The sequence below is a fragment of the Pseudonocardia hierapolitana genome (genome assembly GCF_007994075.1).
GTDB lineage: Bacteria > Actinomycetota > Actinomycetes > Mycobacteriales > Pseudonocardiaceae > Pseudonocardia > Pseudonocardia hierapolitana.
The window spans coordinates 7,565,281-7,589,591 of sequence record NZ_VIWU01000001.1 but is presented as its reverse complement, the minus strand read 5'-3'; the positions used below and the strand labels follow the sequence as shown (position 1 = coordinate 7,589,591).

Sequence of the window (24,311 nt, the reverse complement as noted above, 5' to 3'; positions counted from 1 at the left end):
CTCAGCCGCCGAACAGCCGCCCGGCCTGCTGGCCGATCGTCAGCACGGCCAGGACGCCGAACAACAGCACCGACCACACCAGCGCCCCGACCCGGAACCCGCGGATGCGGATCGCCTCCGGAAGCAGCTTCTTGTTGATCACGATCAGCAGGCCGGAGTAGATGAACATCATCGTCCCGCCCACGCAGGCCGCGATCACCGCCAGGACGATGGGCTGGGAGAACCCGGCCGAGATCACGATGATCCCGAGCACCGCGAGCCCCCACACGAGCCCGGCGTAGAGCTTGCTCTCGTTGATGTCGGGGAAGTACATGGTCTTGAGCACGTCGGCGGCCAGCCGGCTGGTGTAGTCGACGATGCCCAGCGCCGCGGCGAACAGCGACACCGCGCCGACCACCCAGAAGAAGTAGCCGAACCACGTGCCGACCCGCTCCATGAGGACGTTGCCCTCGATCTTCAGGAACGAGATGTCGTTCTTCACGTCCGGGTGCCCGAACACGGTCGCGTAGGCCAGCAGCGACATGAACACGATCGAGACGAACGAGATCAGCACGAACGTCCACAGCTGCTCGCGGTTGGCGAACCGCCACCAGCCGCGCCAGTGGCTCAGGTTCTCGTCGGTGGGCGAGAACACGTACCCGACCCGGCCGCGGGCCTCCGGCTCCCCGGTCAGCGGCGACACGATTTTCGGCACGTAGTGCCCCATGCCGAAGCCCTTGTCCCGGATCCAGTTGCTCTGCACCAGGTTCTGGCCGCCCCCCGCGCCCGCGAACGCCAGCGCGCCCATCAGCGTGGCGAACCCGAGCTCGGCGGCCGGGAACTGCGCCTCGGTGATGATCTTCGGCACGTCCGCCCACGCCCCACCGATCGCGAACAGGGCCCCGATGACCACCAGCAGCACGACCGCGGCCACCTTGAGCATCTGGGCGCGTTCCAACGCGTTGTAGACGATCGGGGCCAGCGTGAGGATCGCACCGACCAGCACCAGCAGCACGATCGCGATGATCGACGGGTTGCCGCCGAAGATGTAGCTGAACAGCGTGCCCGAGCTGGTGACCCACGCCGGCCACAGGTTCGCGAGGTAGGCGAGGATCGCGAACACCAGGCCCCAGTGCCGCCACATCCTGCTGAACCCGGTGAGCGCGGTCTCGCCCGTGGCGAGGGTGTAGCGCTCGATCTCCATGTTCAGGAAGTACTGGGTGATCAGCCCGACCAGCGCGGCCCAGACGAAACCGAGCCCGATCTGGGACGTGATGTAGGGGAACAGGATGAACTCGCCGCTCGCCAGCCCGACGCCGGCGGCGATGATGCCGGGGCCGACGTAGCGCCACTGGTTCACCGGCGGAGCGGGCAGGTCGCGCACCTGCGGTGGAGGCAGGTACTTCGTGGGGAAGAGCTTCGACGGGTCTGCGGACACCGCGCCGTCGCGATCGCTGGACATCGGTACGTGCCTCTCCTATCAGGGGTCTTGCCGGTGCGTCGGGGGCGTCAGCGCTGCACGTCGTCCTCCGCACCGAGCAGGGTCAGTTCGTGCGGCCGGGGGGATGCCTCCCAGTCGCCGGGGACCGTCACGGCGAGCGCCCCGGTGACGGCCGCGGTGCGCAGGCCCTCGTCCGGGTCGCGGCCGGCGAGCCGGCACGCGAGGTAGCCGGCGACGAAGGCGTCGCCCGCACCCACGCTGTCGACGGCCTGCACCGGCACGGCGGGCACGTCGATCAGCTCGCCGTCGATCAGCGCGGTGGCCCCGTGTCTGCCGCGCTTGATCACCACCTCGCGCGGGCCCAGCTCGGCCAGTGCCGCGGCCAGCTTCTCGGGGCCGGTCCGGTCGTCGAGCTCGAGCGCGATGCGCGCCTCGTCGTCGCCCGCGAAGAGCATCTCCGCGCCGGCGGCGAGCTCGCGGAACACAGGCGCCGCGGTGGCGGCCGCCCAGAGCCTGGACCGGTAGTTGAGGTCGACCGACACCGGCACGCCCGCGGCACGCGCCCGGCGCAGCGCCTCCCGGACGGCCGCGGCGGGGCCCTCCCCCAGTGCCGGGGTGATCCCGGTCAGGTGCAACACTCCCGCGTCCTCGACGATCCCGGCCGGCACGTCCGCGGGCTGCAGGTGCGAGCCCGCGCTGCCGTGCCGGTAGTACGTCACGTTCTGCACCGAGCCGGTGCGCCGCTCCCGCAGCATCATGGCGGTCGGCGCGTCGTCACGGCGCACGACGGCACGCACCCGCTCGGCGAGCAGGTTCCGCTCGATCAGGTCGCCGATCGGATCGCGGCCCAGCCGGCCGATCCAGGTCGCCGCGACCCCGAGCCGGGACACGCCGATGGCGACGTTCGACTCCGCGCCGCCCATGGACAGCCGCATCCCCCTGGCCAGCGAGAGCGGGCCGACGTCGTCGGCGACGAGCAGGCCGAGCGTCTCGCCGAGGGTGACCAGGCCGGGGCCGCTCACGAGCGGGCCGGTCACGAGCGGGCCGCCTCGAGCGCGGCGATCGCCCGCTGCGCGAGGGCGGTCAGGTTACCGTCCGGCGCGAGCGCATCACCGATCAGCGGCCCGCCCATCCCGACGGCCACCGCCCCCGCGGACAGCCACCCGCCGATCGAGGCGATGTCGACGCCGCCGGTGGGCACCACCGGGATGTCCGGCAGCGGCGCCCGCACGTCCTTGAGGTAGCCGGGGCCGAGCTGCCCGGCGGGGAACAGCTTGACCGCGCTCGCACCGGCCTTCCAGGCGGCGTTGATCTCGGTGGGCGTGAACGCGCCGGGGTAGCTCGCGATGCCGTGGCGCAGCGCGGCGGTGATCACTTCGGGCTCCACCGACGGGGAGACGACGAAACGCGCGCCCGCGTCCACCGAGCGGTCGACGTCCGCGGCCGTCAGCACGGTGCCGACCCCGACCTCCACCTCGGCCGGGACGCGGGACGCGAGCCGCTCGACGACGTCGAGGGCACCCTTGGTCGTCAACGTCAGCTCGAGGCTCCGCACGCCGGCCTCGACGAGGACGTCGACCACGGCCTCGGCGCGGTCGGCGTTCTCGGCCCGCAGGATCGCGACGACGCGGGTGGTGGCGAGACCGGCACCCACCGGAACGCGGTTCAGATCGGGTGCGCTGGATTCGGTCACAGGCGGTGGTCCCCCTTCCTCGGGCGCCGGAAACGGGGATCCCGCGACGGCACCAGCGGCGTTTCGCGTAGTGGAATGAAGTTTCACTACGGCTCGCTGCATGATGGACGTCCGGCGGCGCGACGACAAGCTTCCCGGACGCGGCCGCGCGTGATCTCCGACTCGCCGCGAGCGCGCAGCGGCTGTCCGGACCGGTCGCCGGAAGCGTCCAGCCCCGTTCGCCCCGGCGTCATCCGGCCGTGCCGGCCCCGGCACCCGCGCGGCCCACCCTCGCTGCCGACCGTCACCCCCGGCGCGCCCCACCTTCCTCCACGACGAGCTGCCCGATGATCCCCACCCTCCGCCGCGCCGCCGTCGCCTGCGCGGCAGCGCTCGCACTCACCGCGTGCGGCGAGAGCGCCGTCGGCTCCCCCGCCTCGTCCGCGGGAGGGGACACGCTGGTGTTCGCCTCCATCCCGTCGGAGGAGTCGACGTCGCTGCAACAGAGCTATGCGCCCGTCCTCGCGATGCTCGAGCGCGAGACCGGCACGACGATCGAGTTCCAGAACGCCACCGACTACGCCGCGGTCATCGAGGGCATGCGGGCCGGGCAGATCGACATCGCCCTGCTCGGCCCGTTCCCCTACGTCCTCGCCAAGGGGCAGGACCCCGGCATCACGCCGGTCGCGGCGGTGGTGGACGCTCCCGGCGACCAGCCCGGCTACCAGTTGTACGGGATCGCAGGAGCGGACTCGGGGATCACCGACCTCGCCGGCTTCGCGGGCCGCTCCGTCTGCTTCGTGGACCCGAACTCCACCTCCGGCTAGCTGTGGGACGTCGACTGCGGCGTGCTCTCCGGCGGCGAGCGACAGCGCGTCAACCTCGCCGCCGCCACCGTGCGCCCGCCGCGGTTGCTGCTGCTCGACGAGCCCGTCTCCGCGCTCGACCCGGCCAACCGCGAGCGCGCACTGGAGCTGATCGCGTCGCTGTCCGGAGCGGGCGTGGCCGTGCTCGCCGTGTTCCACGACGCCGACGCGATGCACACCCTCGCCACGCGCGTCGTGGAGCTGCGCGACGGGCTGATCACCGCGGAGGGCACGCCCGCCCAGGTACTGGGAGCGGCGGCGTGAGCGCCCCGGCGCGCGAGCGCTGGTCGCTGACCCGGCCACCGGCCGACTACGTGCTCGGCCACGTGCGGGCCGTCCTCCCCGGACGGGTGCTCGACGACGCGCGGGTCGCCGTCCGCGACGGCCGCATCGCCGAGGTCGCCCCGCATCCTCGCGGAGCGGCGGCCGACGTGGACGGTGGCGGCGCGCTCTGCCTCCCCGGCCTCGTGGACGTCCACTCCGACGGGCTCGAACGCGAACGGTTGCCGCGACCGGGCGCCGAGGTGCCGTGGCGGTTCGCCCTGCTGTCGTTCGAGGGCAAGCTGCGCGCCGCCGGCATCACCACCGTGTTCCACGGGGCGGCCTTCGAGCAGGGCGAGGGCTCGCTCAAGGTGCGCTCGGTGGACGCCGCGCTGGAGATGTGCCGCCAGGTCGCGGAGCGGGGCGAAGGCCTCGTCGAGCACCGCATCCTGCACCGGCTCGACGTGCGGTCGGCAGGCGGCCTCGCCGCACTGCGCACCAGGCCGGCCGCACTCGGCGCGACCGCGGTCGTGTCCCACGAGGACCACACCCCTGGCCAGGGCCAGTACGCCGATCGCACCTACTACGAGCGCTACGTCCTGGGCACCCGGGACCTCACCGCCGAGCAGGCCCGCGCCCACGTCGACGTGTTCGTCGCCTCCCGCGAGGCGAACCGCGGTATCCGGGACGAGGCCCTGTCGTTCCTGGCCGGCCTGGCCGGTGCCGGGCGGGTCCGGCTGTTCGGGCACGGCCCGGCATCGGCCGCGGAGATCGCGGCCTTCGCCGACCGCGGCGAGGCCGTGGCCGAGTTCCCCACCACCGTCGAGGCAGCGGCCGCCGCCCGCGATCGGGGCATGCCGGTGGTCATGGGCGCCCCCAACGCGCTGCGCGGCGGCTCGCACTCCGGCAACGCCTCCGCCCGTGAGCTCGTCGCCCGTGGCCTCGTCACCGCGCTCGCGTCGGACTACCTGCCGTCCGGGCTGCTCGCCGCCCCGTTCCTCCTCGCGGCCGACGGCGTCACGACGCTGCCCGCAGCCGTCGGGTTGGTGACGGCGGGGCCCGCCGAGGCCGTCGGCCTCCCCGACCGCGGCTCCCTCGCGCCGGGCACCCGCGCCGACCTCGTGCTCGCCGAGGCGGGGCGGCCCTGGCCGGTGGTGCGGGCGGTGCTCCGGGCGGGAGCACCCTGAGGTCAGCTGCCGCGCTCCCACGAGCCCAGCACCATGAGCGTGCGGGTGCCCGTCACCGTGCCGGAGCGGCGCAGCGTGTCGATCACCAGCTGCAGGTGGGCGAGGTCGTGCACCCGCACCTGGACGAGCGCGTCCGGGTCGCCCGCGAGCGTGAAGACCGCCTGCACCTCCGGGATGGTCCCCACCGACCGCACGATCTCGCTCACCCTCGTGTTCCCGAGGAACCGCAGCTCGATGAACGCCTCCACGCCCGCGCCGAGCTTCGCGTGGTCGACCTGCACGGTGAACCCGGTGATGACGCCGATCTCGCGCAGCCGGTCGACCCGCCGCTTCACCGCCGCGACCGAGAGCCCCACCTGCACGGCCATCTCGGAGTAGGTGCGGCGGGCGTCGACGCGCAGCAGGTCGATCAGGAGCCGGTCGGTGTCGTCGACCGCGCTGTTGTCGGCCACCGGCCCCCTCCACGCAAAGAACTCGAGCTCGAGGCCGATCCAAGCACAACCTCTTTGCGTGTTCATGGGACGCGGCGGCGAAGGGCTTGCCCGGAGGAGTGTGAACCGGGTCTCCTCCTCGTACCCGCCCTGACGGAGGTCCGCCAATGTCGGCTGTCCCGATGCCGCCCACCACGGTCACGCTGGACGACAAGTACACCGCCCGCCACGGCCGGGTCCTGATCTCGGGGATCCAGGCGATCGTGCGGATGATCCTCGAGCAGCGCACCCTCGACGCCGCCCGCGGCCTGGACACCCGCGCGTTCGTCAGCGGGTACCAGGGCTCGCCGCTCGCCGGGCTCGACCAGGAGATGGTGCGGGCCCGGCCGTTCCTCGACGACGCGGGCGTGGTGTTCCGGCCCGGCCTCAACGAGGAGCTCGCCGCCACCGCCGTCGCAGGCACCCAGCTGCTGCGCCAGGCCCCCGGCCGGCGCCACGACGGGATCACCGGCTTCTGGTACGGCAAGAACCCCGGCCTCGACCGGGCCGCGGACGCCATCAGGCACGGCACGCTCGCCGGCACCTCCGCGCTCGGCGGCGCGGTCGCCCTCATCGGCGACGACCCCTCGTGCAAGTCCTCCACCGTGCCGAGCTCGTGCGAGCCGATGGCGCAGAGCCTGCTGCTGCCGCTGCTCGCACCCGGTTCGGTGGCGGAGATCGTCGAGCTCGGCCTGCACGCCGTCGCCATGTCCCGCGCGTCCGGGCTCTGGACCGGGCTGAAGATCGTGGCCGACGTCGCCGACGCCGCCGCCACCCTGGACGTCGGTGCGCTCGACCTCGGCGTGCCGGTGCCCGGCCGGGCCGAGGAGGCGCCCCGCGTCCTCGTCGGCGCCACCGCCCTCGACGCCGAGCACGACGCGCTCACCCGCCGCCTCGGCCTCGCCCGCTCCTACGCGCGGGCAGCCGGGCTCAACCGGGTCGCCTTCACCTCGCGCACCGCGCGGCTCGGGGTGCTCGCGTCCGGGACGTCGGCCGCGACCGTGCAGCGGGCCCTCGACGACCTCGGCCTCGACGAGGCCGCCATGGAGGCGCTCGGCCTGCGGATCATCACCCTCGCCATGCCGTTCCCCGTGGACGCCGAGGTCCTGGCCGAGCTCACCGACGGCCTCGACGAGGTGCTCGTCGTCGAGGACAAGGTCCCGTTCCTGGAGAACCACCTCAAGGCAGCGCTCCACGACAACGCAGCGCTCCACGACAACGCAGCGCTCCACGACGACGCAGCGCTCCACGGCCGCCCCCGCGTGCCGCGCGTCGTCGGCCGCCACGACCCCGAGGGGCGCCCGCTGCTGCCCGCCCGGTCCGCGCTCGGCGCCGAGGAGGTGGCCGCCGCGCTGGCCGCCCGCATCGGGCCCGACCGGCTCCCGCACACCGCCGCCGTCCACCTGCAGGCGACCACGCCGAAGCCACGGTCCCGGATCGCGCTCCCGCTGGCCGCCCGCACCCCGTTCTTCTGCTCGGGGTGCCCGCACAACACCTCCACCCGCACCAGCGACGACACGCTGGTCGGTGTCGGCATCGGCTGCCACGCGATGATCGCGCTCGACGGCGCGGGCCGCGGCCACCAGCTGGGCCTCACGCAGATGGGCGGTGAGGGCGCGCAGTGGCTCGGCCTCGCCCCGTTCACCGACGACCGGCACTTCGTGCAGAACCTCGGCGACGGCACGTTCCACCACTCCGGGTCGCTCGCCGTCCGCGCCGCTGTCGCGGCCGGCGTCACCATGACCTACAAGCTGCTCTACAACGACGCCGTCGCGATGACGGGCGGCCAGCGGGCCGAGGGCAGGCTCGACGTCCCGGCGCTCACCCGCTGGCTCGCCGTCGAGGGTGTCCGCCGCGTGGTCGTCACCACGGCCGACCCCGGCAGCTACCGCGGGGTGGCGCTCGACCCGATCGCCACCGTCGCGCACCGCGACGACTTCGCCGCCGCCGAGAAGGAGCTGTCCGGCATCGACGGCGTCACCGTCCTGATCCACGACGACCGCTGCGCCGCAGAGGAACGCCGCCTGCGCAAGCGCGGGAAGCTCCCCTCACCCACCGCCAAGGTCGTGATCAACGAGCGCGTGTGCGAGGGCTGCGGCGACTGCGGCCAGGTCTCCACCTGCCTGTCCGTGCAGCCGGTCGAGACCGAGTTCGGCCGCAAGACCCGCATCCACCAGGGCTCCTGCAACACCGACCTGTCCTGCCTCAAGGGCGACTGCCCGTCGTTCCTGTTGGTGGAGCCGCGGAGCACGGGCCCGCGGCCGATCCCGGAGCCGCCCGCCGGGCTGCCCGAGCCGGAGAGCAGGCTCACCGGGGACACCGCGCTGCTGCGCATGCCCGGGATCGGCGGGACCGGTGTCGTCACGGTGTCGCAGATCCTGCAGATGGCCGCGCACCTCGACGGGCGCTACGCCGCAGGCCTGGAACAGATCGGGCTCGCGCAGAAGGGCGGCCCGGTGGTGAGCGACGTCCGCATCGGCAAGCAGCCGGCGCGCGGGGCGCTGCGGGCCTCCCGCGGCACCGCGGACGTCCTCATCGGCTTCGACCTGCTCGGCGCCGCCTCCGAGGCGAACCTCGCCGTCGCGCGCCCGGGCCGCACGATCGCCGTGGTGAGCTCCGCCGTGGTGCCGACCGCGGCCATGGTCACCGGGCGCGCCGCCGTGCCCGGCTCCCCCGCCGACACCCTCGATCGCATCGCCGCGGCCACCCGCCCGGACGCCGCGCTGCACGTCGATGCCCAAGGCCTGTCGGAGGCGCTCTTCGGCGACCACATGCCGGCGAACATGCTGCTGATCGGCGCCGCGTTCCAGCACGGCTGCATCCCGATCTCCGCCGAGGCGATCGAGCAGGCGATCCGGCTCAACGGGGCAGGCGTCGAGAAGACCCTCGCCGCCTTCCGCTGGGGCCGCGCGGCCGTCGCCGACCCCGCGGCGGTCGCCGCCGCGACCGGCGCGCCGGTGTCGCCCGCCCGGGCCGAGGGCTTCGCCGACGTCCTCGCCACCCGCGTCGCCGACCTCACCGGCTACCAGGACGAGGCCTACGCCGACCGCTACGCCGAGGAGGTCCAGCGCGTCGCGGCGATCGCCACCGAGCGCGCCGGGGCGGACGCGGGCGAGCGGGTGGCCGTCGCCTACGCCCGCGGCCTGCACAAGCTCATGGCCTACAAGGACGAGTACGAGGTGGCGCGCCTGCACCTGGACCCGGCCGAGCAGGCCCACCGCGACGCCGAGTTCGGTCCGGACGCCGCCGTCTCCGTGCTGCTGCACCCGCCCGTCCTGCGCGCCATGGGCATGACCCGCAAGATCAGGCTGCGCCGCACCGCGGGGCCCGTGTTCCGCGCGCTGCGCGCCGCCCGCCGCCTGCGCGGCACCCCGCTCGACCCGTTCGGCCACGCCGAGGTCCGCCGCGTCGAGCGCGCGCTCGTGCCGGAGTACCAGGCGCTGGTCCGCGAGGCCCTCGAGCACCTGCGGCCGGACACCGCCGACGCCGTCGCGGACCTCGCCGCCCTGCCGGACGTGATCCGCGGCTACGAGGAGATCAAGCTCCGCAACGTGTCCGCGTTCCGCGAAAAGGCCGCCGCCGCGCTCGCCGATCTGGCAACCTGACCTGGCGTCGCCAGCAGTCGGCGAGTCGAGGGGGGCCGGTGATCGACGTGCCGGCCCGCCCTGGTCCCGGGCGCGTGCTCTGGTGGCTGGTCGCGCGCCAGCGCGGGCGCGTGGCCGCAGGCTCCGTGTTCGCCTCGCTCGGGATGCCCAGCATGGCGCTGGCGCCGTACCTGCTCGGCCGCGCCGTCGACGACGGCCTCGCGACCGGCCGGTGGCCCGCGCTCGCCGCCTGGACGGGCGCGCTGCTCGCCGCCGGCGGTGCGACCGCCACGCTGTCCATCCTGCGCCACCGGACGATGTCGCGGGTCCGGATGGACGCGACCTTCCGCATCTCCCGCGCGGTGCTGGTGCACGCCACCCGCCTCGGCGCCACGCTGGAGAGGCGCACGACGAAGGGCGAGGTCGTCAGCATCGGCCTGGGTGACGTGATCACCGTCAGCACCGCGTTGACGGTCGCAGGCCCCAGCGTCGGGGCCGTGGTCACCTACATCGTGGTAGCCGTGCTGATGCTCGCGATCTCACCGCTGCTGGCCGTGGTGGTGTTGCTCGGGGTTCCGCTGCTGGCGATCTTCGTCGGCCCGTTGCTCGGCCGGCTGCGTGCGCTCGAGGGGACGTACCGGATCCGGCAGAGCGGCCTCAACGCCCGGCTGCTCGACATCGTCGGCGGGCTGCGCGTGCTCGCAGGCCTCGGCGGCGAGGACCTCGTGGCGCGGCGCTACCGGCACGGCTCGGCGGCCCTGCGTGCCGAGGGATACCGGGTCGGCGCGATCAGCAGCTGGATCGACGCGGTCGGCACCGGGCTGCCGGTGCTGTTCGTCGGCGGTGTGACCTGGATTGCCGCCCGCACGGCCGCGGCGGGCGGCATGACGATCGGCGACCTGCTCGCCGTCTACGGGTACGCCGCGCTCCTCGCGGTGCCGGTCGGCGCCCTCATCGAGGGAGCGCACCAGCTCACCCGCGGCTGGGTGGCCGCCGACCGGGTCGCCCGGTTCCTCGCCCTCGAGCCCCGCCCGCTCGCAGGCGGTCCCGGTCCCGCCGGTCCGGCCGCGCTGCGCGATCCGGAGTCGGGACTGCAGGTGTCCCCGGGCACGTTCACCGCGCTGGTGAGCGACCGGCCCGCCGATGCGGAAGCGGTGATCGACCGGCTCGGCGCGTTCGCCGGGTCGTCGGTGACCTGGGGCGAGCACCGCCTCGGCGCGGTCGCGCCCGCCGAGGTCCGCGAACGCGTGCTGGTGGCCGACCCGGACGCGGCGCTGTTCGCCGGCCCGCTGCGCGAGGTCATCGCCGGCCGCGCCGATCCCGACGACGACGCGATCGCACGAGCGGTCGAGGCGGCGGCCGCCGAGGACGTCGTGCGCGGCCTGCCCGCCGGGCTCGACGGTCACGTCGACGGCGACGGGCAGAACCTGTCGGGGGGCCAGCGCCAGCGCGTGCGCCTGGCCAGGGCGCTCGTCGCCGAACCCGAGGTACTGCTCGCCGTCGAACCCACCTCCGCCCTCGACGCGCACACCGAAGCGGTGGTGGCCGCCGGGCTGCGCGCCGCCCGGCTCGGGCGCACGACGCTCGTCACCACCACCTCGCCGCTGCTCCTCGCCCACGCCGACACCGTGTGCCTGCTGGTGGGCGGGCGGGTGGTCGTGACCGGGACCCACGACGAGCTGCTCGCCACCGAACCGCGCTACCGGGCGGTGGTGGCCCGGTGACACCTCCCCGGGCGGCGCTGGCCGTGGCCACGCCGGGCGCCGCGCGCCGCGCCGCGCTTCGGCTGGTGCGGGCCGACGCCCGGACGGCCACCGCGATGGTGCTGCTCAGCGCCCTCGCGGCGGCCGCAGGCCTCGCCGGCCCGTGGCTCGTGGGCCGGGCCGTCGACGCCGTTCAATCCGGTGAGGTGTGGGCGGGGAACGGGCCGGAGACCGTGGACCGTCTCGCGCTGGGCATCGTCGCGTGCGCGCTGGTCCAGCTCGTCCTGGCCCGCCAGGCCCGCTGGGCCGCACACCGGTTCGGCGAGCGGACCCTGTCCCGGGTCCGCGAACGGTACGTCGAGCGGGTGCTCGCCCTCCCCACCGGTGTGGTGGAACGCGCTGGTGTCGGCGCCCGCGGCACCGGGGACGTCGCCGTCGTGGCCGCCACCCTCCGCGACGCGGGCCCGGACCTGTTCGTCGCGGCCGTCCAGGCGCTCTTCCTGCTGGCGGCCGTCGTGGTCGTGGCTCCCCCGCTCGGCGCGTGCGGCCTGGTCGGCCTCGTCGGGACGTGGTTCGCGGTCCGCTGGTACCTGCGCCGGGCGCACGCCGCCTACCTCGCGGAGGGCGCCGCCGCGTCCGCGCTCGCCGAGGTGCTCACCGCCACCGCGGCCGGCGCGCGGACGGTCGAGGCGTTGCGGCTGCAGGAACGCCGGATCGACGCGTGCGACGCGGCGATCGGGACCGGCCGCCGCGCCCGCGAACGGACGCTCGCGCTGCGCAGCGTGCTGTTCCCGGCCGTGGACATCTGCCACGTCCTGCCGGTGGCCGCGGTGCTGCTGGTCGGCGGCGTGCTGGTCGCGCACGGCGCGACGACCCTCGGTGCCGTGGCCGCCGCGGCGCTCTACCTGCAGCAGCTGGCCAACCCGCTGAACACGATCCTGTGGCGCGTCGAGCAGCTGCAGAGCAGCACCGCCGCGTTCGCCCGCGTCGAGGGACTCGCCGGCGCACCCCCGCCACCTGCGCCACGGCTGGCAGCGCGGCCGGGAGCTCGGCCGGTCGGCGAGCGGGTGGCCGTGCGGGGCGTGCACTTCGGCTACCCGGGACACGACCGCGACGCCCTGCGCGGCGTGGACCTCGAGCTGCGCCCCGGCGAGCGGATCGCCCTCGTCGGGCCGTCCGGTGCGGGCAAGTCCACCCTCGGGCGTCTGCTGGCCGGGCTGGACGCACCGCGCACCGGCACCGTCACCGTGGGCGGTGTGCCCGTCGCGGGTCTCGACCGCGCGGAGCGGCGCCGCCACATCGTGCTCGTCACCCAGGAGCACCACGTGTTCCTCGGCACGGTGCGGGACAACCTCCTGCTGGCCGCCCCCGCCGCGGACGACGACGCGCTGCGGGCCGCGCTCGACTGCGTCGGCTGCCGGGTCGACGAGCTCCCCGACGGCCTCGACACGCGGCTCGGACCGGACGGGCACCGACCCGGCGGCGCACTGGCCCAGCGGCTCGCGCTCGCCCGCGTCGTGCTCGCCGACCCGCACACGGTGGTGCTGGACGAGGCGACGGCCCTGCTCGACCCGGCCACCGCCCGCAGCACCGAACGGGCGCTCGCCGCCGCGCTCGCCGGCCGTACCGTCGTCGCCATCGCCCACCGGCTCCACACCGCCCACGACGCGGACCGGGTGGCGGTGCTCCAGGACGGGCGCGTCACCGAGCTCGGCGCCCACGACGAGCTCATCGCGGCCGGCGGCGCGTACGCCGCGCTCTGGTACTCCTGGCAGGGGCACTCCTGGCAGGGGAGCCCCGGGACCGCCGCCCGTCGAGCTCCCGGGTGACATCCGCGCGCCCGCGACCCCGATATGCACGCCACACACCCGTGCGTGCAGGATGATCTCGACGATGCTGACCGGTCGGGGCCGCGGTCGCAAACGCCGTGGCGTTCGGCGTTCGGGCGCATTCTCCTCCGGGCATGATCGTTTCAGGACCCGAGGAGCACATACATGGCCGCCGGCTCAGTCGCCGCCCCACGCACCCGCGCTGACCGAGCGCACGACATCCCCACCCCGGCCCGGCTGGCGGTCACCCTGGTGATCGCGAGCGGTCTCACCCTCACCGGCGCCTGCGCGAACCCGGCCGCCTCCCCGACCACCCTTCCGCCCGCGGCCACTCCTCTCACCTCCGCCCCTCCCACCTCCGCTGCTCCGACGACGGCACCGTCGGCCTCCACCCCGCCCACCTCGTCCACCCCGCCCGCCCCGGACGCCGCCGACGCGGTGCTGCGCCTGGAGGCGTCCGGCCCCGCCGTGGAGGAGCTCCAGCAGCGCCTGTCCACCCTCGGCTACTGGCTCGGCGAGATCGACGGCCACTACGGCCAGCTCACCCGCCAGGCCGTGATGGCGTTCCAGAAGGCCGAGGGCCTCGACCGCGACGGCGTGGCCGGACCCGACACCCGCGGGAAGCTCCCGACGGCGTCCCGACCGACCCCACGCACCACGGAGGGCGACCACATCGAGGTCGACCTGGAGCGGCAGCTGCTGCTCGTGGTGCGCGGCGGCGAGGTGCAGTGGGCGTTCAACACCTCCACGGGCAACGGGGAGGCCTACGACCGCCCCTCCGGCGGCACCGGCGTGGCCCGCACACCGCGCGGAGACTTCGAGATCGAGCGCCAGATCAACGGCGTGCGTGAGGCCGAGCTGGGCGTGCTCTACCGGCCGAAGTACTTCCACGGCGGCGTCGCGGTGCACGGCTCGGGCAGCATCCCCGCCCACCCCGCGTCGCACGGCTGCGTGCGCGTGACCAACGCGGCCATGGATCTGCTGTGGGCCAGCGACGTGGCCCCGGTGGGCACCGAGGTCCACGTCTACTGACGCCCTGCCGAGGACCCCGCACCGCTCGGTCGAGCACCGCTCAGTCGAGCACCGCGACCGCTTCGACCTCCACCAGCAGGTCGGGCTCGCCGAGCGCCGTGACGCCGAGCAGCGTGATCGGGCGGACCGGATCGAACCCGAGCCGCTCGGCGGCGCGCATCGCCCCCGCGACCAGCTCGGGCATGCGATCGGCCGACCAGTCGACGACGTAGACCGTGAGCTTGGCGACGTCGGCGAACGTGGCGCCCGCGGCGGCGAGTGCGGTGGCGAGGTTGAGGTAGGCCTGCTCGGTCTGGGCCGCCAGGTCGCCCGCCCCGACCCGGCCGCCGTCGGCGGTGCGTGCAACCTGCCCGGACACGTACACCAGGCGGCTGCCGGATGCGACCCCCACCTGCGCATACCCCTGCGGTTGCGGCAAACCCTCCGGGTTGATCAGCTCGACCGGCACCGGACCACCTTTCGCTCGTCGGAGACGACTCGGAGAAGACTCGGAGAAGAAATTCCGAGAAGACGAGGTCATCCGAGCAGACGACACCGACAAATCCGGCCGGTGCCGGCCGGCGTCGTGGACGCCGTGATCGTCGTTCCGCGCGCCGGCCGCACACCGCTCCATCCGGCGCACCCGCCGATGCCCGCCCGCCGATCGTCGCCGGATTCGCCGCGTTCCACGGGGTCAGGAGCGGACAGAACCGGCACTCGGGCAGGATGTCCCGCGGACAGCCACCGTTCGAGTGGTGTCCATGCGGTGTTCACGATGGTGTTGTAGGCCGGATTTCTTGGGGGGCGCGCAGGTGGTCGTCGCGGTCGCGCGGGTGAAGAGCCTGTTGAACGGGTGGCGATCGCCGCAGCACCGCGACGGGCTCGCCCTCGTGGTGAGCTCCGGGATGTCGTCCGCGGTCGGGCTGCTGTACTGGGTGCTCGCGGCGCAGATGTTCCCGGCCGACGTCGTCGGCGTGAACGCGGTCGCGGTGTCGTCGCTCATGCTGGTCGGCGGCATCGCACACCTGAACATGTCGCACGCGCTGCTGCGCTTCGTCCCCGTGGCGGGCACGGCGGCCCGCCGGCTCGTGGTGCTCGGCTACCTGGTGGCGATCACCCTGTCCGGCCTCGCCGGCGCCGGTTTCGCGGTGGGAGCGATGTGGTGGGCACCCGAGCTGGTCGACATCGCCGGTTACGGCGCGTTGATCGCGTTCTTCGCCGTGAGCTGCCCGGTCTGGACGCTGTTCAGCCTCCAGGACTACGTCCTCACCGCCGTCGGCAGGGCCACCGCCGTGCCGATCGAGAACCTCGTCTTCTCGGTGCTCAAGATCGGCCTGCTCGTCGCGGTCACGCTCGCGGCCGTGCCCGGCGGCATCGCGCTGTCCTGGGTGATCGCCACGGCCCTGATCGTGCTGCCGATCAACCTGTGGCTGCTCATCCGGCTGCTGCCCGCGCACGGCCGGAGGACCGCCGAACGGGCGGTGCCGATCACCGCCGGCGCCATCGGCCGCTTCATCGGCGCCGACTACGTGGGCGCCCTGTTCTGGCAGGCCGCCATGATGGGGCTGCCGGTGCTGGTGCTGGGCCGCCTCGGCGCCGAGGCGGCGGCCGCCTACAACATGGTCTGGCAGTTCGGGCTCGCGCTGTACATGGTGCCGTCCGGCATGGGCCAGTCGATGATCGCCCACAACGCGGCCGACCCGGCGCAGGTCCACAAGGCGCGCCGGGAGACCGTGCGCCGCGGGCTGATGCTCGTGGTCCCGGTCGCGCTCGTCCTGGCGCTCGCCGCGCCCCTCGTGCTCGCACTCTTCGGCCCGCACTACGCCGCCACCGGCGCCGGAGCGCTCGCCCTCATCGCGTTGTCCGCCATCCCCAACGTGGTCACCGCGGCGGCCACCAGCACGGCACGGGTCCGCCAGCGGCGAGGCGTCCAGTTCGGCGTGCCGACCTCCATCTCGGTGCTCACGATCGGGCTGGCGTGGGTGCTCATGCCTCACCTGGGCGTGCTGGCCGTCGGCCTGGCCTGGTTCGCCGCGCAGTGCTGCGTCGCGACCGTCGTTCTGATCATGAACGCCCCGTGGGTACCCGGCCCGCCGGGCGCGTGGATCGACGGCATCCGCAGCTCCGCCCTGCTGCGCCGGGTCGGCGAGGACGGCCTGCGCCGGGTCGGCGCCCCGGCCGATTGGGCGATCGGCTCGGCCATGGGCGGCGGCTCCGAGACGGTGGTGGTCGCGATCGGGCCGGTCGGCGAGCGCCGGGCCATGCTCAAGGCCGCCGACACCGCGAACGGGCAGCAGGAACTCCGCCAGCAGACCTCGGCGCTGGCGGCACTGCACGCCGACCCGCGCCTCCAGCACTGGACGCCGCTCATCCCCCGCGTGCTCGGCACCGCCGAGGTCGGCGACACCTACTGCCTCACCGAGACGCTGCTGCCCGGTGGGTCCGGCCCCGATGCCCTGGCCGACCCGGCGCGCCGCGGCCCGTTCCTGTCCAGCGCGGTCGCCGCGATCAGCGAGCTGCACCGCCAGACGGCCACGTTGCGCCGGATCGGGGATGCAGAGCTCGACTGCTGGGTGCACCAGCCGTTCACCGCCCTCTCCCGCACGCTGCCCGCGGGGCTCAAGGCCGAGGCGGGCCGGGTGGCCGCGCTGCTGGACACGCGGCTGCGGGGCCAGATCGTGGGCGTCGGCTGGACGCACGGCGACTACCTGCCGGTCAACCTGCTGGCCGCGCCGAACGGGCGGGTGAGCGCGATCATCGACTGGTGCACGGCACGGCCGGACGGCCTGTCCGTGCTCGACGTCGCGACGTTCATCCCGATGGCGGAGGCCATGGCGAGCGGCGAGGAGTACGGCCCGGTGGTGCTGCGGTGGCTCGGCGGCGTGCCGCGGGCCGAGGCCGACGTGCTCGTCGGGTGCCAGTCCGCGCTCGGCGGGAGCGTCCTCGCCCCCGAGGTGCTGGTCCTGCTCGGCTGGCTGGAGCACGTCCACTCGTGCGTGTCGCGGTCGGACCGGATGGCCGCCAACCCGGTGTGGAACCGGCGCAACGTGCGGGTGGTGCTGCAGGGCGCCGCCGACCTGCTCGACCGCGGGCCGACAGCCCAGGCCCAGCCGGAGTGGGCTACGCGCGCAGCCCGTTGAGCATCCGGCGGATCGTCACGGCACAACCGTCGCGCACCGCCCTGCGCTCGGCCTCCGGGGCCTCGGCGATCGTGCGTCCCGCCCCACCGAGCAGGTGGAACACCAACTGGCTGCTCGTCGTCGCCGGCACCGGCCCGAGCAACCCCTCCTCGCGAGCGGCCTGCAGGAACCCGTCGATCATCGCGTAGGCGTACTTCTTCTCGTAGTCCATCCAGCGGGCCCAGCCCAGCGCGAGCGGCCCCTCCAGCCAGCACAGCCGGCCGTACCGGTCCTCGCAGCACAGGTCGAGGAACGCGTCGAGCGCGGCCATCCCCGCCTGCCACGCGTCCGGCTGCCCGGCGGCGGCCGCCGTGACCCGCGCCGACATGTCCTGCTCGAGCGCGTCGAAGACCGCCTCGAACACCGCCTGCTTGCTCTCGAAGTGGTGGTACACCGCGCCGCGGGTGACCTGGGTGGCGACCGCGATGTCGTCCAGGGAGGTCCGCGCGAAGCCACGGTCGGCGAACATCGCCGTGGCCGTCTCCAGCAACGCCGCGCGGGTGGCCTCCGAGTAGAGCTCGCGCCGACTCTTCGGCCTTGACATGCCGGGAGTCTACGACATACTCAGAGTACGTACACAGAGTATGTAACCGTCGCAGCGCTGGAGACCGACGCCATGTCCTCGAAGTTCCTGCTGATCCGCGAGGTGCTGACCGAGGCCGCCCGCACGGGCCGTCCGGAGATCACCCGGCGTGGCGACGTCGAGGCCACGTTCGGCAGCATCGAGTCGTTCCTGCTCGCCCTCCACCACCGCTGGCGCACCGCGCTCTTCGCCCGGGTCGACAACCTGCTCGAGGACGCTCCCGCCGACTTCGACGCCGCCGTCGTGGCGGCGTGGACCGACCCGACGACGGGCGGTCGAGGCCTCCGGGCGCTCCTGGACGCCCATGCCGACTCCCCCGCGCTCTCCGCCGCACAGGAGCGGGAGCGGCGGCTCGTCCGGCAGACCCTCGGCGTCGAGGTCCCCTCGCCGGCCCCGCGTCCCCGCGCGGTCGCCCACCCCGCGGCCAGGCGGTGGTGGCGCGGCGCCGCCTGATCCACCGTCGTCACCGCGCGGGGCGCAGCACCCTTCCGACGAGCGGCGCACTGGTCGGAAAGGTTCCGACGAACGCGCCGTTCGTCGGAATGGGCGCCGCGCTAGCCCATCCTCGCCGCGAGCACCGCGCGCTGGGTGGGCTTCGCCTCGTGGTAGCGCCGCCTGCCGGCCTCCGTGAGCGCGATGAAGATCGCGCGGCGGTCATCGGGGCAGCCGGTGCGCTCGACGAGACCGTCGCGCTCCATGCGCGCGACCAGCCGGGACGCCGCACTCTGGCTCAGGTGCACGGCCTCGGTGAGCTCCACGCCGCGGCACTTGCCCTGCGGGCCCGTGGCGAGGCGCTCGAGCGCCTCGAACTCGCTCACGCCGATGCCGTGCCGCCGGCGCAGCTCTGCCTCGAGCGCACCGCAGACAGCGGCGTGGCGGGCGAGCAGGGCGTGCCACTCGTCCAGCAGCTGCTCCTCGGCCCCGCTGTCGATACCGGCGCTCACGGGCCGCACATTAGCATGCACGCGACTGTGATGCACCCGCATTGAATGCACTTGCATCTGATGCGTGTGCATGTACTCTCGTCGCTCGTGACCGCTTCCCTCACGACCACCTCCACACGGTGGACGCCCCGGCTCTGGGGCGTGCTGCTCACCGTGTCCCTCGTCGTCGGCCTCGACGCGCTCGACGTGTCGATGGTCGGCGTCGCGCTTCCCGTCATCCAGGCCGAGCTCGGCCTCTCCACCAGCACCCTGCAGTGGGTCGTCAGCGGATACGTCCTGTCCTACGGCGGCCTGCTGCTGCTCGGCGGCCGCACCGCCGACCTGCTCGGCAGGCGACGGGTGTTCCTCGTCGCCGTCGCCGTGTTCACGTTCGCGTCGCTGATCGGCGGCCTCGTCGACGACGGCGCACTGCTGATCGCCACCCGCCTCGTGAAGGGCGCTTCCGCGGCCTTCACGGCACCCGCGGCCCTGTCGATCATCACCACCACGTTCGCAGAAGGCCCGGCCCGGAACCGGGCGCTGGGCGTCTTCGCGGTGTTCGGGGCGAGCGGGTACTCGGCGGGCCTCGTGCTCTCCGGGCTGCTCACCGAGGTCGGCTGGCGGTGGACGTTCTTCCTGCCCGTGCCGGTCGCGATCGTCGCGTTCGTCGCGGCCTACCGGATGCTGCCCGACGACCGGCCCGCGCAGCGCACCGGCGGCTACGACCTGCCCGGCGCGATCACCGGCGTGGCCGCCATGCTGCTGCTCGTCTACACCGTGGTCGAGGCACCCGAGGTCGGCTGGGCCACGCCGCGCACGCTGCTCCAGTTCGCCCTCACCGCGGTGCTGATCGCCGCGTTCCTGGTCGTCGAGCGGCGCAGCGCCCACCCGCTCGTGCGGCTGGGCATCCTGCGGTCCGGCCGGCTGGCCAGGGCGAACCTCGGCGTCATGGTGTTCTTCGGCGGCTACCTCGGCTTCCAGTTCGTGGTGATGCTGTACCTGCAGTCCGTGCTGGGCTGGTCCGCCCTGCAGACCGCGCTCGGCTTCCTGCCTGCCGCGCTGATCGTCGCGTTCGGCTCGCCACGGATGGATCCCCTGATCGAGCGCGTCGGCACCGCACGCACGATCACGGCGGGCGTGGTGGCCCACGTCGCCGCGTACGTGCTGTTCCTCGTGGTCGACCGGGACGCGCCGTACGTGGTCGGCGTGCTTCCCAGCATGATCCTGCTCGGGCTCGGCTTCATGCTGGCCTTCGCCTCGTTCAACATCCAGGCCACCGCCGGGATCCCGGACGACGAGCAGGGTCTCGCCGGCGGGCTGCTGAACACCTCGGTGCAGGTCGGCGGTGCGCTCGGCCTGGCGATCGTCACGGCGGTGCTGGTGGCGGGCGGCGAGGGGCGTACCGGCCCGGACGCCCTGCTGGCCGGGTTCACGCCCGCACTCGGTGTCGTCACCGGGTTCGCCGTCGCGGGCTTGCTCATCGCGCTGACCGGGCTGGCCGGACGGCGCGAGCGGGTGCCGGCGGAGCTCGCGCTCGCCGACTGAGGGGAATCCGGATGCAGGACACCGCAGCAGGCCGCGATGATCACCACGTGACTCGCGACCTGCTGCGGTGGCAGTTCGACCTGACCTGGTCCCTGGCCGAGCTCCACCTCGACCGGCTGGCCACCGCCGACTTCCTCTGGGAGCCTGCGCCGCTCTGCTGGACCCTGCGGCAGGGCGCCGACGGGAGCTGGACCCCGGACTGGGCCGACACCGAGCCCGATCCGATCCCGGTGCCGACCATCGGCTGGGTGACCTGGCACCTCGGCTGGTGGTGGAGCGTGGCGGCCGATCACGCCCATGGGCGCGAGCCGCGCGACCGCGCGGCGGTCGCGTGGCCGGGACCCGACGCGACCGTCGGCTGGCTGCGCGGGCTGCACGACGAGTGGCTCGCGGTGCTGGACCGGCTCACCGAAGCCGATCTCGCAGGCCCCGCCCCGTTCCCGTGGCCGGCCGGCTCCGGGATGACGGTGGCTCAGATGCTGGCCTGGGCCAACGCCGAGCTCATGAAGAACACCGCGGAGCTGGGTCAGCTGCGGCTGCTCCGCGCAGCCGGACGATGAACCCGGATCACGGCGCGGCCGACATCCGCTTGACCGCGACCGTGGCTATCGCGATGCCCCGCGGGCACGGGTCCGCGACCGGGGGCGCGCCGGGGGCCGGGGCCGCCAGGTCGACCTTCACGATCAGCAGCTCGGCCGCCGGGTATCCGCGCTTGTCGGTGTAGGGGCGGTGCATGACCGTGACGTCGCACCCGGCGCCGTCCTCGTCCCTCCGAGCGGCGGCGTCGCGGCCTTCGATCTTCATCCGGTTACCCGCGTTCCTGCTGATGCCGCCGCGGTTGCGGTCGTAGCTGACCTCGATCGACGCACCGGTGGTCACGTTCTCCCAGTCGCAGTCCCACCCCGCGACGCCGGGGTCGGCCTCGGCGGTCTCCAGACCCGGCACGGTCGCGACCGTCGCGGTGTCGAGCAGGCCGCACGCGTCGACCATCGCCAGCGACGCGGGGTCGAACGGTGCCGAGCGGCGGGGCACCGGGCCGGCGGCGATCACCGCGAGCGCGGTGTCGGTGGCGACGTCGGCCACGGCGCACGGGTCCGGGAGCGCGCCGCGCACGGGCCGGGCGAGGACGCGGACGTCGTGCCCGTCGGACAGCCGCAACGTGCGGACGCACTCCCCGTTGACGGGTGCACCCCGCACGATCACGACACCGTCGCGTTCCTCGGGCACGCCCTCGGGCAGGGCCGGGCCGGACTGGATGAGCTGCACCTGCACCGTGAAGCGGTCCTGCGCGGAGTCGATGGTCACGTCACAGCGGTCGAAGTTGCCGGCGTCGGCCTCCAGGAGGGTCTGGCCGAAACGGTCGAGCGGCTCGGGGCGCAGCAGCGAGCACGGGTCGGCCGTGGCGGGGTCGCCGAGCGCAGGGCCTGCAGCCGCGGCGTCGACCCCGGCCGGCACCGGGCGCAGCCAGACGACCGACCCGAGCGCCACCACCACCGCGGCGGCTGCGGCGGCCGCGATCCAGGGCCACCGTCGCCGACCGGTGCGCTCGCCGCGCCCATCGGTGGGCTCAGTCCGTGCCACCTCCCCGAGCATCCGGGCGGCCTCCGCCGCTCCGGGCCGCTCGCGGGGCCTGCTCTCCAGCATGCGCATCAGCACGGGACCGAGCGCCCCGGCCCGGCGCGGCGGGTCGACGACCCCCTTCATCGCTGCCGTGCGGACCTGCCCGGGATCCCCTTCGCCCCACGGGGAACGCCCTTCCACCACCGCGTACAGCGCGGCCCCGAGCGAGAAGACGTCGGCCTGCGGCCCGGGCTCGAGCCCGTTCGCCACCTCGGGGGCCACGTACGCCGCCGCCGGCCCGGACGGACCATGGTCCTGCGCGACGGAGATCCCGAAGCCGGTGAGCGTGACGCGGTCACCCCTGCCGACGAGGACGCTCAGCGGTGTCACGGCCCCGTGCACGACGCGGAGCGCCGGCGAGTGCGCGTAGGCCAGCGCGGCGGCCACCTGCGCGCCGATCTCGGCGGCCCGGCCCGGGGCCAACGGCCCGGCCGCCGTGAGCTCGGTCAGGTTCGGCGCCGACACGTACGTCGTGACCAGCCAAGGCTCACCGTCGTGCTCCACCAGCCCGCGCACCGAGGCGATGTTCGGGTGGTCCAGCAGCGAGGCCATCGCAGCGTCCGCGCGCAACCGCTCACGCGCGCGTTCGCGGTCGCCGGTCGCCAGGTGGGACAGGCGCACGCGACTCAACGCGACGGCCGCCTTCGACCCCTCCTCGGTCGCGCGCCACACCTCGCCCGTTCCGCCGGAGCCGATTTCGGCGTCGAGGCGGTACTGCCCGGCGATCAGGTCACCACGCTCCACGGTTCCCCCCACACCCAATCCGACCGGCGAACGGTAGCGGATGCGGAATCTCGGCCTGCGCCGGGCGTCGCCCGGCGTCGAGCCGTCAGGACGGCCGGACGGGCTCGCGCACCTGGTGCTGCTGGATCTGCTGGCGTTGCATCGGGCCGGGCTCCTCCGGACGGGCCTCGCGCACCGGACCGGTGAACCACTTGCGGGCCGACAGGAAGTACCAGCCTCCGAAGAGCACGACGGCGCCGCCCACCGTCAGCGGGGCGTAGTTCACCGACTCCCAGGTGAAGTCCTCGGCGCCCGGGATGCCCTTGGGCGAGATCGGCAGGAGGAACAGCACGCACATCACCGCGATCCAGACGACCGCCACCCACGAGACCCACTTGTAGTGCTTGCCCAGGCTCCAAGCGCCCGGCTCGAACTTCTCGCCCGCCCTGATCCGCAGGATGATCGGCAGCGCGAACGCGATGTTGAGGCCGATCACGGCGATGGAGGTGCCGACGGCGTAGCCGACCACGCCGTTGGCCAGCGTCGGGATCATGAGCGCCCACGCGGTGATCGCGATCGCGATCACCGAGTTCACCGGCACCCGGTTGGCACCGACGCGGCGCCACAGGCGGGAGAAGGGCACCGCACGGTCTCGGGAGAACGCGAACATCATCCGCGACGCGGACGTCACCGACGCGGTGCCGCAGAACAGCTGCGCGATCACGACGATGATGAGCATGAACTCGGCCCACGTGTCGTTGGTGGCCTCGGACCAGATGTAGACCACGGCCATCCCGGCGGCGTCGAGGGTGCCCTGCACGTCGGGCACCGCGAACGTGACCGCGACCAGCAGGATGAAGCCGAACACGACCGACGCGACGACGGCCCAGATCATGCCGAGCGCCGTGGCGCGCGACGCCCCGCGGGTCTCCTCGCTCATGTGCGCCGAGGCGTCGTAGCCGGTGATCGTGTACTGCGCCATCAACAACCCGAGGCCGAACACGAACCAGATGCCGGTGTCGGAGAACCCGGAGTTGTTGATCACCTCGCCGAACACGAACGCGGGCGACTGGTGCTCGGTGGGAACGATCAGCAGGATCACGACGATCAGCGCGACCCCGGCCATGTGCCACCAGGCGGAGAGGGTGTTGAGCCGCGACAGCAGGTTGACGTTGAGCAGGTTGAGGCCCAGCTGACCGGCGGCGATCACCGTGAAGACGATGAAGATCGTGGTCGTGTCCGTGCCCACCATGCTCGGGAACCACAGGTTCAGCAGCGCCGTCGCGAACGTGGCCGAGCCGTACTGGATGGACGCGGTGACCGCGATCTGGCCGAGGAGGTTGAACCAGCCGGTGAACCAGCCCCACGCGGGCCCGCCGAGCTTGGACGCCCAGAAGTACAGGGCGCCTGCCGTGGGCATCGAGGAGGCGATCTCGCCCATCGCCATGGCCACGATCACGCAGAAGCCGCCGACGAGCAGCCAGCCCCACGTGATCGCGACCGGGCCGCCGTTGTTGAACGCGAGGTAGTACGAGGTGAGGCAGCCCGCGAGGACCGAGATGATCGTGAACGAGATGGCGAAGTTGGAGAACCCGCCCATCTCGCGGTACAGGACCTGCGAGTAGCCCAGGCGCAGCAGCAGCGCCTCGTCACTGCGCGCGGTCTCGCGCTCTCGGTTCAGGTAGCCGGCTGGGGTCGACATGGTGGGGCCTCGGTTCATCGGATCTGGGGAGCT

At 73.9% G+C, this 24,311-nt stretch carries 20 protein-coding genes; 11 read left to right on the top strand and 9 right to left on the bottom strand.

The genetic code is table 11. The annotated features are described in order from the left end of the window. Position 1: 1 nt before the first annotated feature. Genes FHX44_RS35775 through FHX44_RS35765 form a run of 3 tightly spaced genes read right to left on the bottom strand, consistent with a single transcriptional unit; the run spans position 2 to position 3,113 of the window. Entirely contained in the window at positions 2-1,441 is a 1,440-nt protein-coding gene (locus FHX44_RS35775; RefSeq protein WP_147259811.1) for an Nramp family divalent metal transporter, read from the bottom strand. A 47-nt stretch (positions 1,442-1,488) separates the two neighbouring features. Continuing rightward, entirely contained in the window at positions 1,489-2,457 is a 969-nt protein-coding gene (locus FHX44_RS35770) for a sugar kinase (protein WP_246170772.1), read from the bottom strand. Continuing rightward, a complete protein-coding gene (locus FHX44_RS35765) occupies positions 2,454-3,113 on the bottom strand; it encodes a bifunctional 4-hydroxy-2-oxoglutarate aldolase/2-dehydro-3-deoxy-phosphogluconate aldolase (RefSeq protein WP_246170771.1) in 660 nt (219 codons plus the stop codon). The genes FHX44_RS35770 and FHX44_RS35765 overlap by 4 nt, the downstream gene beginning before the upstream one ends. Before the next feature lie 326 nt (positions 3,114-3,439). Here FHX44_RS35765 and phnD point away from each other — a divergent pair, with 326 nt between their 5' ends. Genes phnD through FHX44_RS35750 form a run of 3 tightly spaced genes read left to right on the top strand, consistent with a single transcriptional unit; the run spans position 3,440 to position 5,406 of the window. Then, complete coding sequence (gene phnD, locus FHX44_RS35760; RefSeq protein WP_147259809.1) at positions 3,440-3,919, top strand: phosphate/phosphite/phosphonate ABC transporter substrate-binding protein; 480 nt, start codon at positions 3,440-3,442, stop codon at positions 3,917-3,919. Positions 3,920-3,940: 21 nt separating this feature from the next. Further along, the gene (locus tag FHX44_RS35755; RefSeq protein ID WP_212612800.1) at positions 3,941-4,222 is read left to right on the top strand and encodes an ATP-binding cassette domain-containing protein; all 282 of its coding nucleotides are present in this window, start codon (positions 3,941-3,943) and stop codon (positions 4,220-4,222) included. Continuing rightward, on the top strand, positions 4,219-5,406 hold the full coding sequence (locus FHX44_RS35750; RefSeq protein ID WP_147259808.1) for an alpha-D-ribose 1-methylphosphonate 5-triphosphate diphosphatase: 1,188 nt from the start codon (positions 4,219-4,221) through the stop codon (positions 5,404-5,406). Before FHX44_RS35755 ends, FHX44_RS35750 begins: the two co-directional genes overlap by 4 nt. Before the next feature lie 2 nt (positions 5,407-5,408). Here FHX44_RS35750 and FHX44_RS35745 read toward each other — a convergent pair whose 3' ends face one another. Then, a complete protein-coding gene (locus tag FHX44_RS35745; RefSeq protein WP_246170770.1) occupies positions 5,409-5,858 on the bottom strand; it encodes an Lrp/AsnC family transcriptional regulator in 450 nt (149 codons plus the stop codon). 146 nt (positions 5,859-6,004) lie between these two features. Between FHX44_RS35745 and FHX44_RS35740 the strand changes: the two genes are divergently transcribed. The 4 genes from FHX44_RS35740 (at position 6,005) to FHX44_RS35720 (ending at position 14,024) form a co-directional block, all read left to right on the top strand. Then, on the top strand, positions 6,005-9,481 hold the full coding sequence (locus FHX44_RS35740) for an indolepyruvate ferredoxin oxidoreductase family protein (protein WP_212612799.1): 3,477 nt from the start codon (positions 6,005-6,007) through the stop codon (positions 9,479-9,481). Between the two features lie 38 nt (positions 9,482-9,519). After that, positions 9,520-11,184 (top strand): ABC transporter transmembrane domain-containing protein, encoded by a 1,665-nt coding sequence (locus tag FHX44_RS35735; protein ID WP_246170769.1) that lies wholly within the window; start codon positions 9,520-9,522, stop codon positions 11,182-11,184. Next, a complete protein-coding gene (locus FHX44_RS35730; RefSeq protein WP_246170768.1) occupies positions 11,181-12,992 on the top strand; it encodes an ABC transporter ATP-binding protein in 1,812 nt (603 codons plus the stop codon). The genes FHX44_RS35735 and FHX44_RS35730 overlap by 4 nt, the downstream gene beginning before the upstream one ends. A gap of 165 nt (positions 12,993-13,157) precedes the next feature. Continuing rightward, positions 13,158-14,024, top strand: coding sequence for a L,D-transpeptidase family protein (locus tag FHX44_RS35720; RefSeq protein WP_170309173.1), 867 nt, complete (start codon positions 13,158-13,160; stop codon positions 14,022-14,024). Positions 14,025-14,064: 40 nt separating this feature from the next. Here the strand turns inward: FHX44_RS35720 and FHX44_RS35715 are convergent, their stop codons facing one another. Then, complete coding sequence (locus tag FHX44_RS35715) at positions 14,065-14,472, bottom strand: RidA family protein (RefSeq protein ID WP_147259804.1); 408 nt, start codon at positions 14,470-14,472, stop codon at positions 14,065-14,067. 328 nt (positions 14,473-14,800) lie between these two features. Between FHX44_RS35715 and FHX44_RS35710 the strand changes: the two genes are divergently transcribed. Further along, positions 14,801-17,143 (top strand): phosphotransferase, encoded by a 2,343-nt coding sequence (locus tag FHX44_RS35710; protein WP_147259803.1) that lies wholly within the window; start codon positions 14,801-14,803, stop codon positions 17,141-17,143. Here FHX44_RS35710 and FHX44_RS35705 read toward each other — a convergent pair. Next, entirely contained in the window at positions 17,124-17,726 is a 603-nt protein-coding gene (locus FHX44_RS35705; RefSeq protein ID WP_147259802.1) for a TetR/AcrR family transcriptional regulator, read from the bottom strand. The two genes, FHX44_RS35710 and FHX44_RS35705, sit on opposite strands and share 20 nt — an antisense overlap. Positions 17,727-17,798: 72 nt before the next feature. Between FHX44_RS35705 and FHX44_RS35700 the strand changes: the two genes are divergently transcribed. Then, positions 17,799-18,218: a hypothetical protein gene (locus tag FHX44_RS35700; protein ID WP_147259801.1), complete on the top strand. Its 420-nt coding sequence runs from the start codon at positions 17,799-17,801 to the stop codon at positions 18,216-18,218. Positions 18,219-18,319: 101 nt separating this feature from the next. On the opposite strand, the gene FHX44_RS35695 is transcribed toward FHX44_RS35700, so the two are convergent. Beyond that, positions 18,320-18,709 (bottom strand): MarR family winged helix-turn-helix transcriptional regulator, encoded by a 390-nt coding sequence (locus FHX44_RS35695; RefSeq protein ID WP_425469166.1) that lies wholly within the window; start codon positions 18,707-18,709, stop codon positions 18,320-18,322. 60 nt (positions 18,710-18,769) lie between these two features. On the opposite strand from FHX44_RS35695, the gene FHX44_RS35690 reads away from it, so the two are divergent. Next, positions 18,770-20,233 carry an MFS transporter gene (locus tag FHX44_RS35690; protein ID WP_147259800.1) on the top strand — a complete coding sequence of 488 codons (1,464 nt, stop codon included), beginning with the start codon at positions 18,770-18,772 and terminating at the stop codon, positions 20,231-20,233. Positions 20,234-20,244: 11 nt separating this feature from the next. Next, entirely contained in the window at positions 20,245-20,793 is a 549-nt protein-coding gene (locus FHX44_RS35685; RefSeq protein ID WP_147259799.1) for a DinB family protein, read from the top strand. A gap of 7 nt (positions 20,794-20,800) precedes the next feature. On the opposite strand, the gene FHX44_RS35680 is transcribed toward FHX44_RS35685, so the two are convergent. Then, positions 20,801-22,609 carry a serine/threonine-protein kinase gene (locus FHX44_RS35680; protein ID WP_147259798.1) on the bottom strand — a complete coding sequence of 603 codons (1,809 nt, stop codon included), beginning with the start codon at positions 22,607-22,609 and terminating at the stop codon, positions 20,801-20,803. Between the two features lie 73 nt (positions 22,610-22,682). Continuing rightward, positions 22,683-24,278 carry an amino acid permease gene (locus FHX44_RS35675; protein ID WP_147259797.1) on the bottom strand — a complete coding sequence of 532 codons (1,596 nt, stop codon included), beginning with the start codon at positions 24,276-24,278 and terminating at the stop codon, positions 22,683-22,685. Positions 24,279-24,311: the final 33 nt, after the last annotated feature.

Coding starts and splice junctions, on each gene's coding strand:
- FHX44_RS35775 (WP_147259811.1), bottom strand. CDS start 1,441: ATGTCCAGCGATCGCGACGGCGCGGTGTCCGCAGACCCGTCGAAGCTC.
- phnD (WP_147259809.1), top strand. CDS start 3,440: ATGATCCCCACCCTCCGCCGCGCCGCCGTCGCCTGCGCGGCAGCGCTC.
- FHX44_RS35740 (WP_212612799.1), top strand. CDS start 6,005: ATGTCGGCTGTCCCGATGCCGCCCACCACGGTCACGCTGGACGACAAG.
- FHX44_RS35720 (WP_170309173.1), top strand. CDS start 13,158: ATGGCCGCCGGCTCAGTCGCCGCCCCACGCACCCGCGCTGACCGAGCG.
- FHX44_RS35705 (WP_147259802.1), bottom strand. CDS start 17,726: ATGTCAAGGCCGAAGAGTCGGCGCGAGCTCTACTCGGAGGCCACCCGC.
- FHX44_RS35700 (WP_147259801.1), top strand. CDS start 17,799: ATGTCCTCGAAGTTCCTGCTGATCCGCGAGGTGCTGACCGAGGCCGCC.
- FHX44_RS35690 (WP_147259800.1), top strand. CDS start 18,770: ATGCGTGTGCATGTACTCTCGTCGCTCGTGACCGCTTCCCTCACGACC.
- FHX44_RS35685 (WP_147259799.1), top strand. CDS start 20,245: ATGCAGGACACCGCAGCAGGCCGCGATGATCACCACGTGACTCGCGAC.
- FHX44_RS35675 (WP_147259797.1), bottom strand. CDS start 24,278: ATGTCGACCCCAGCCGGCTACCTGAACCGAGAGCGCGAGACCGCGCGC.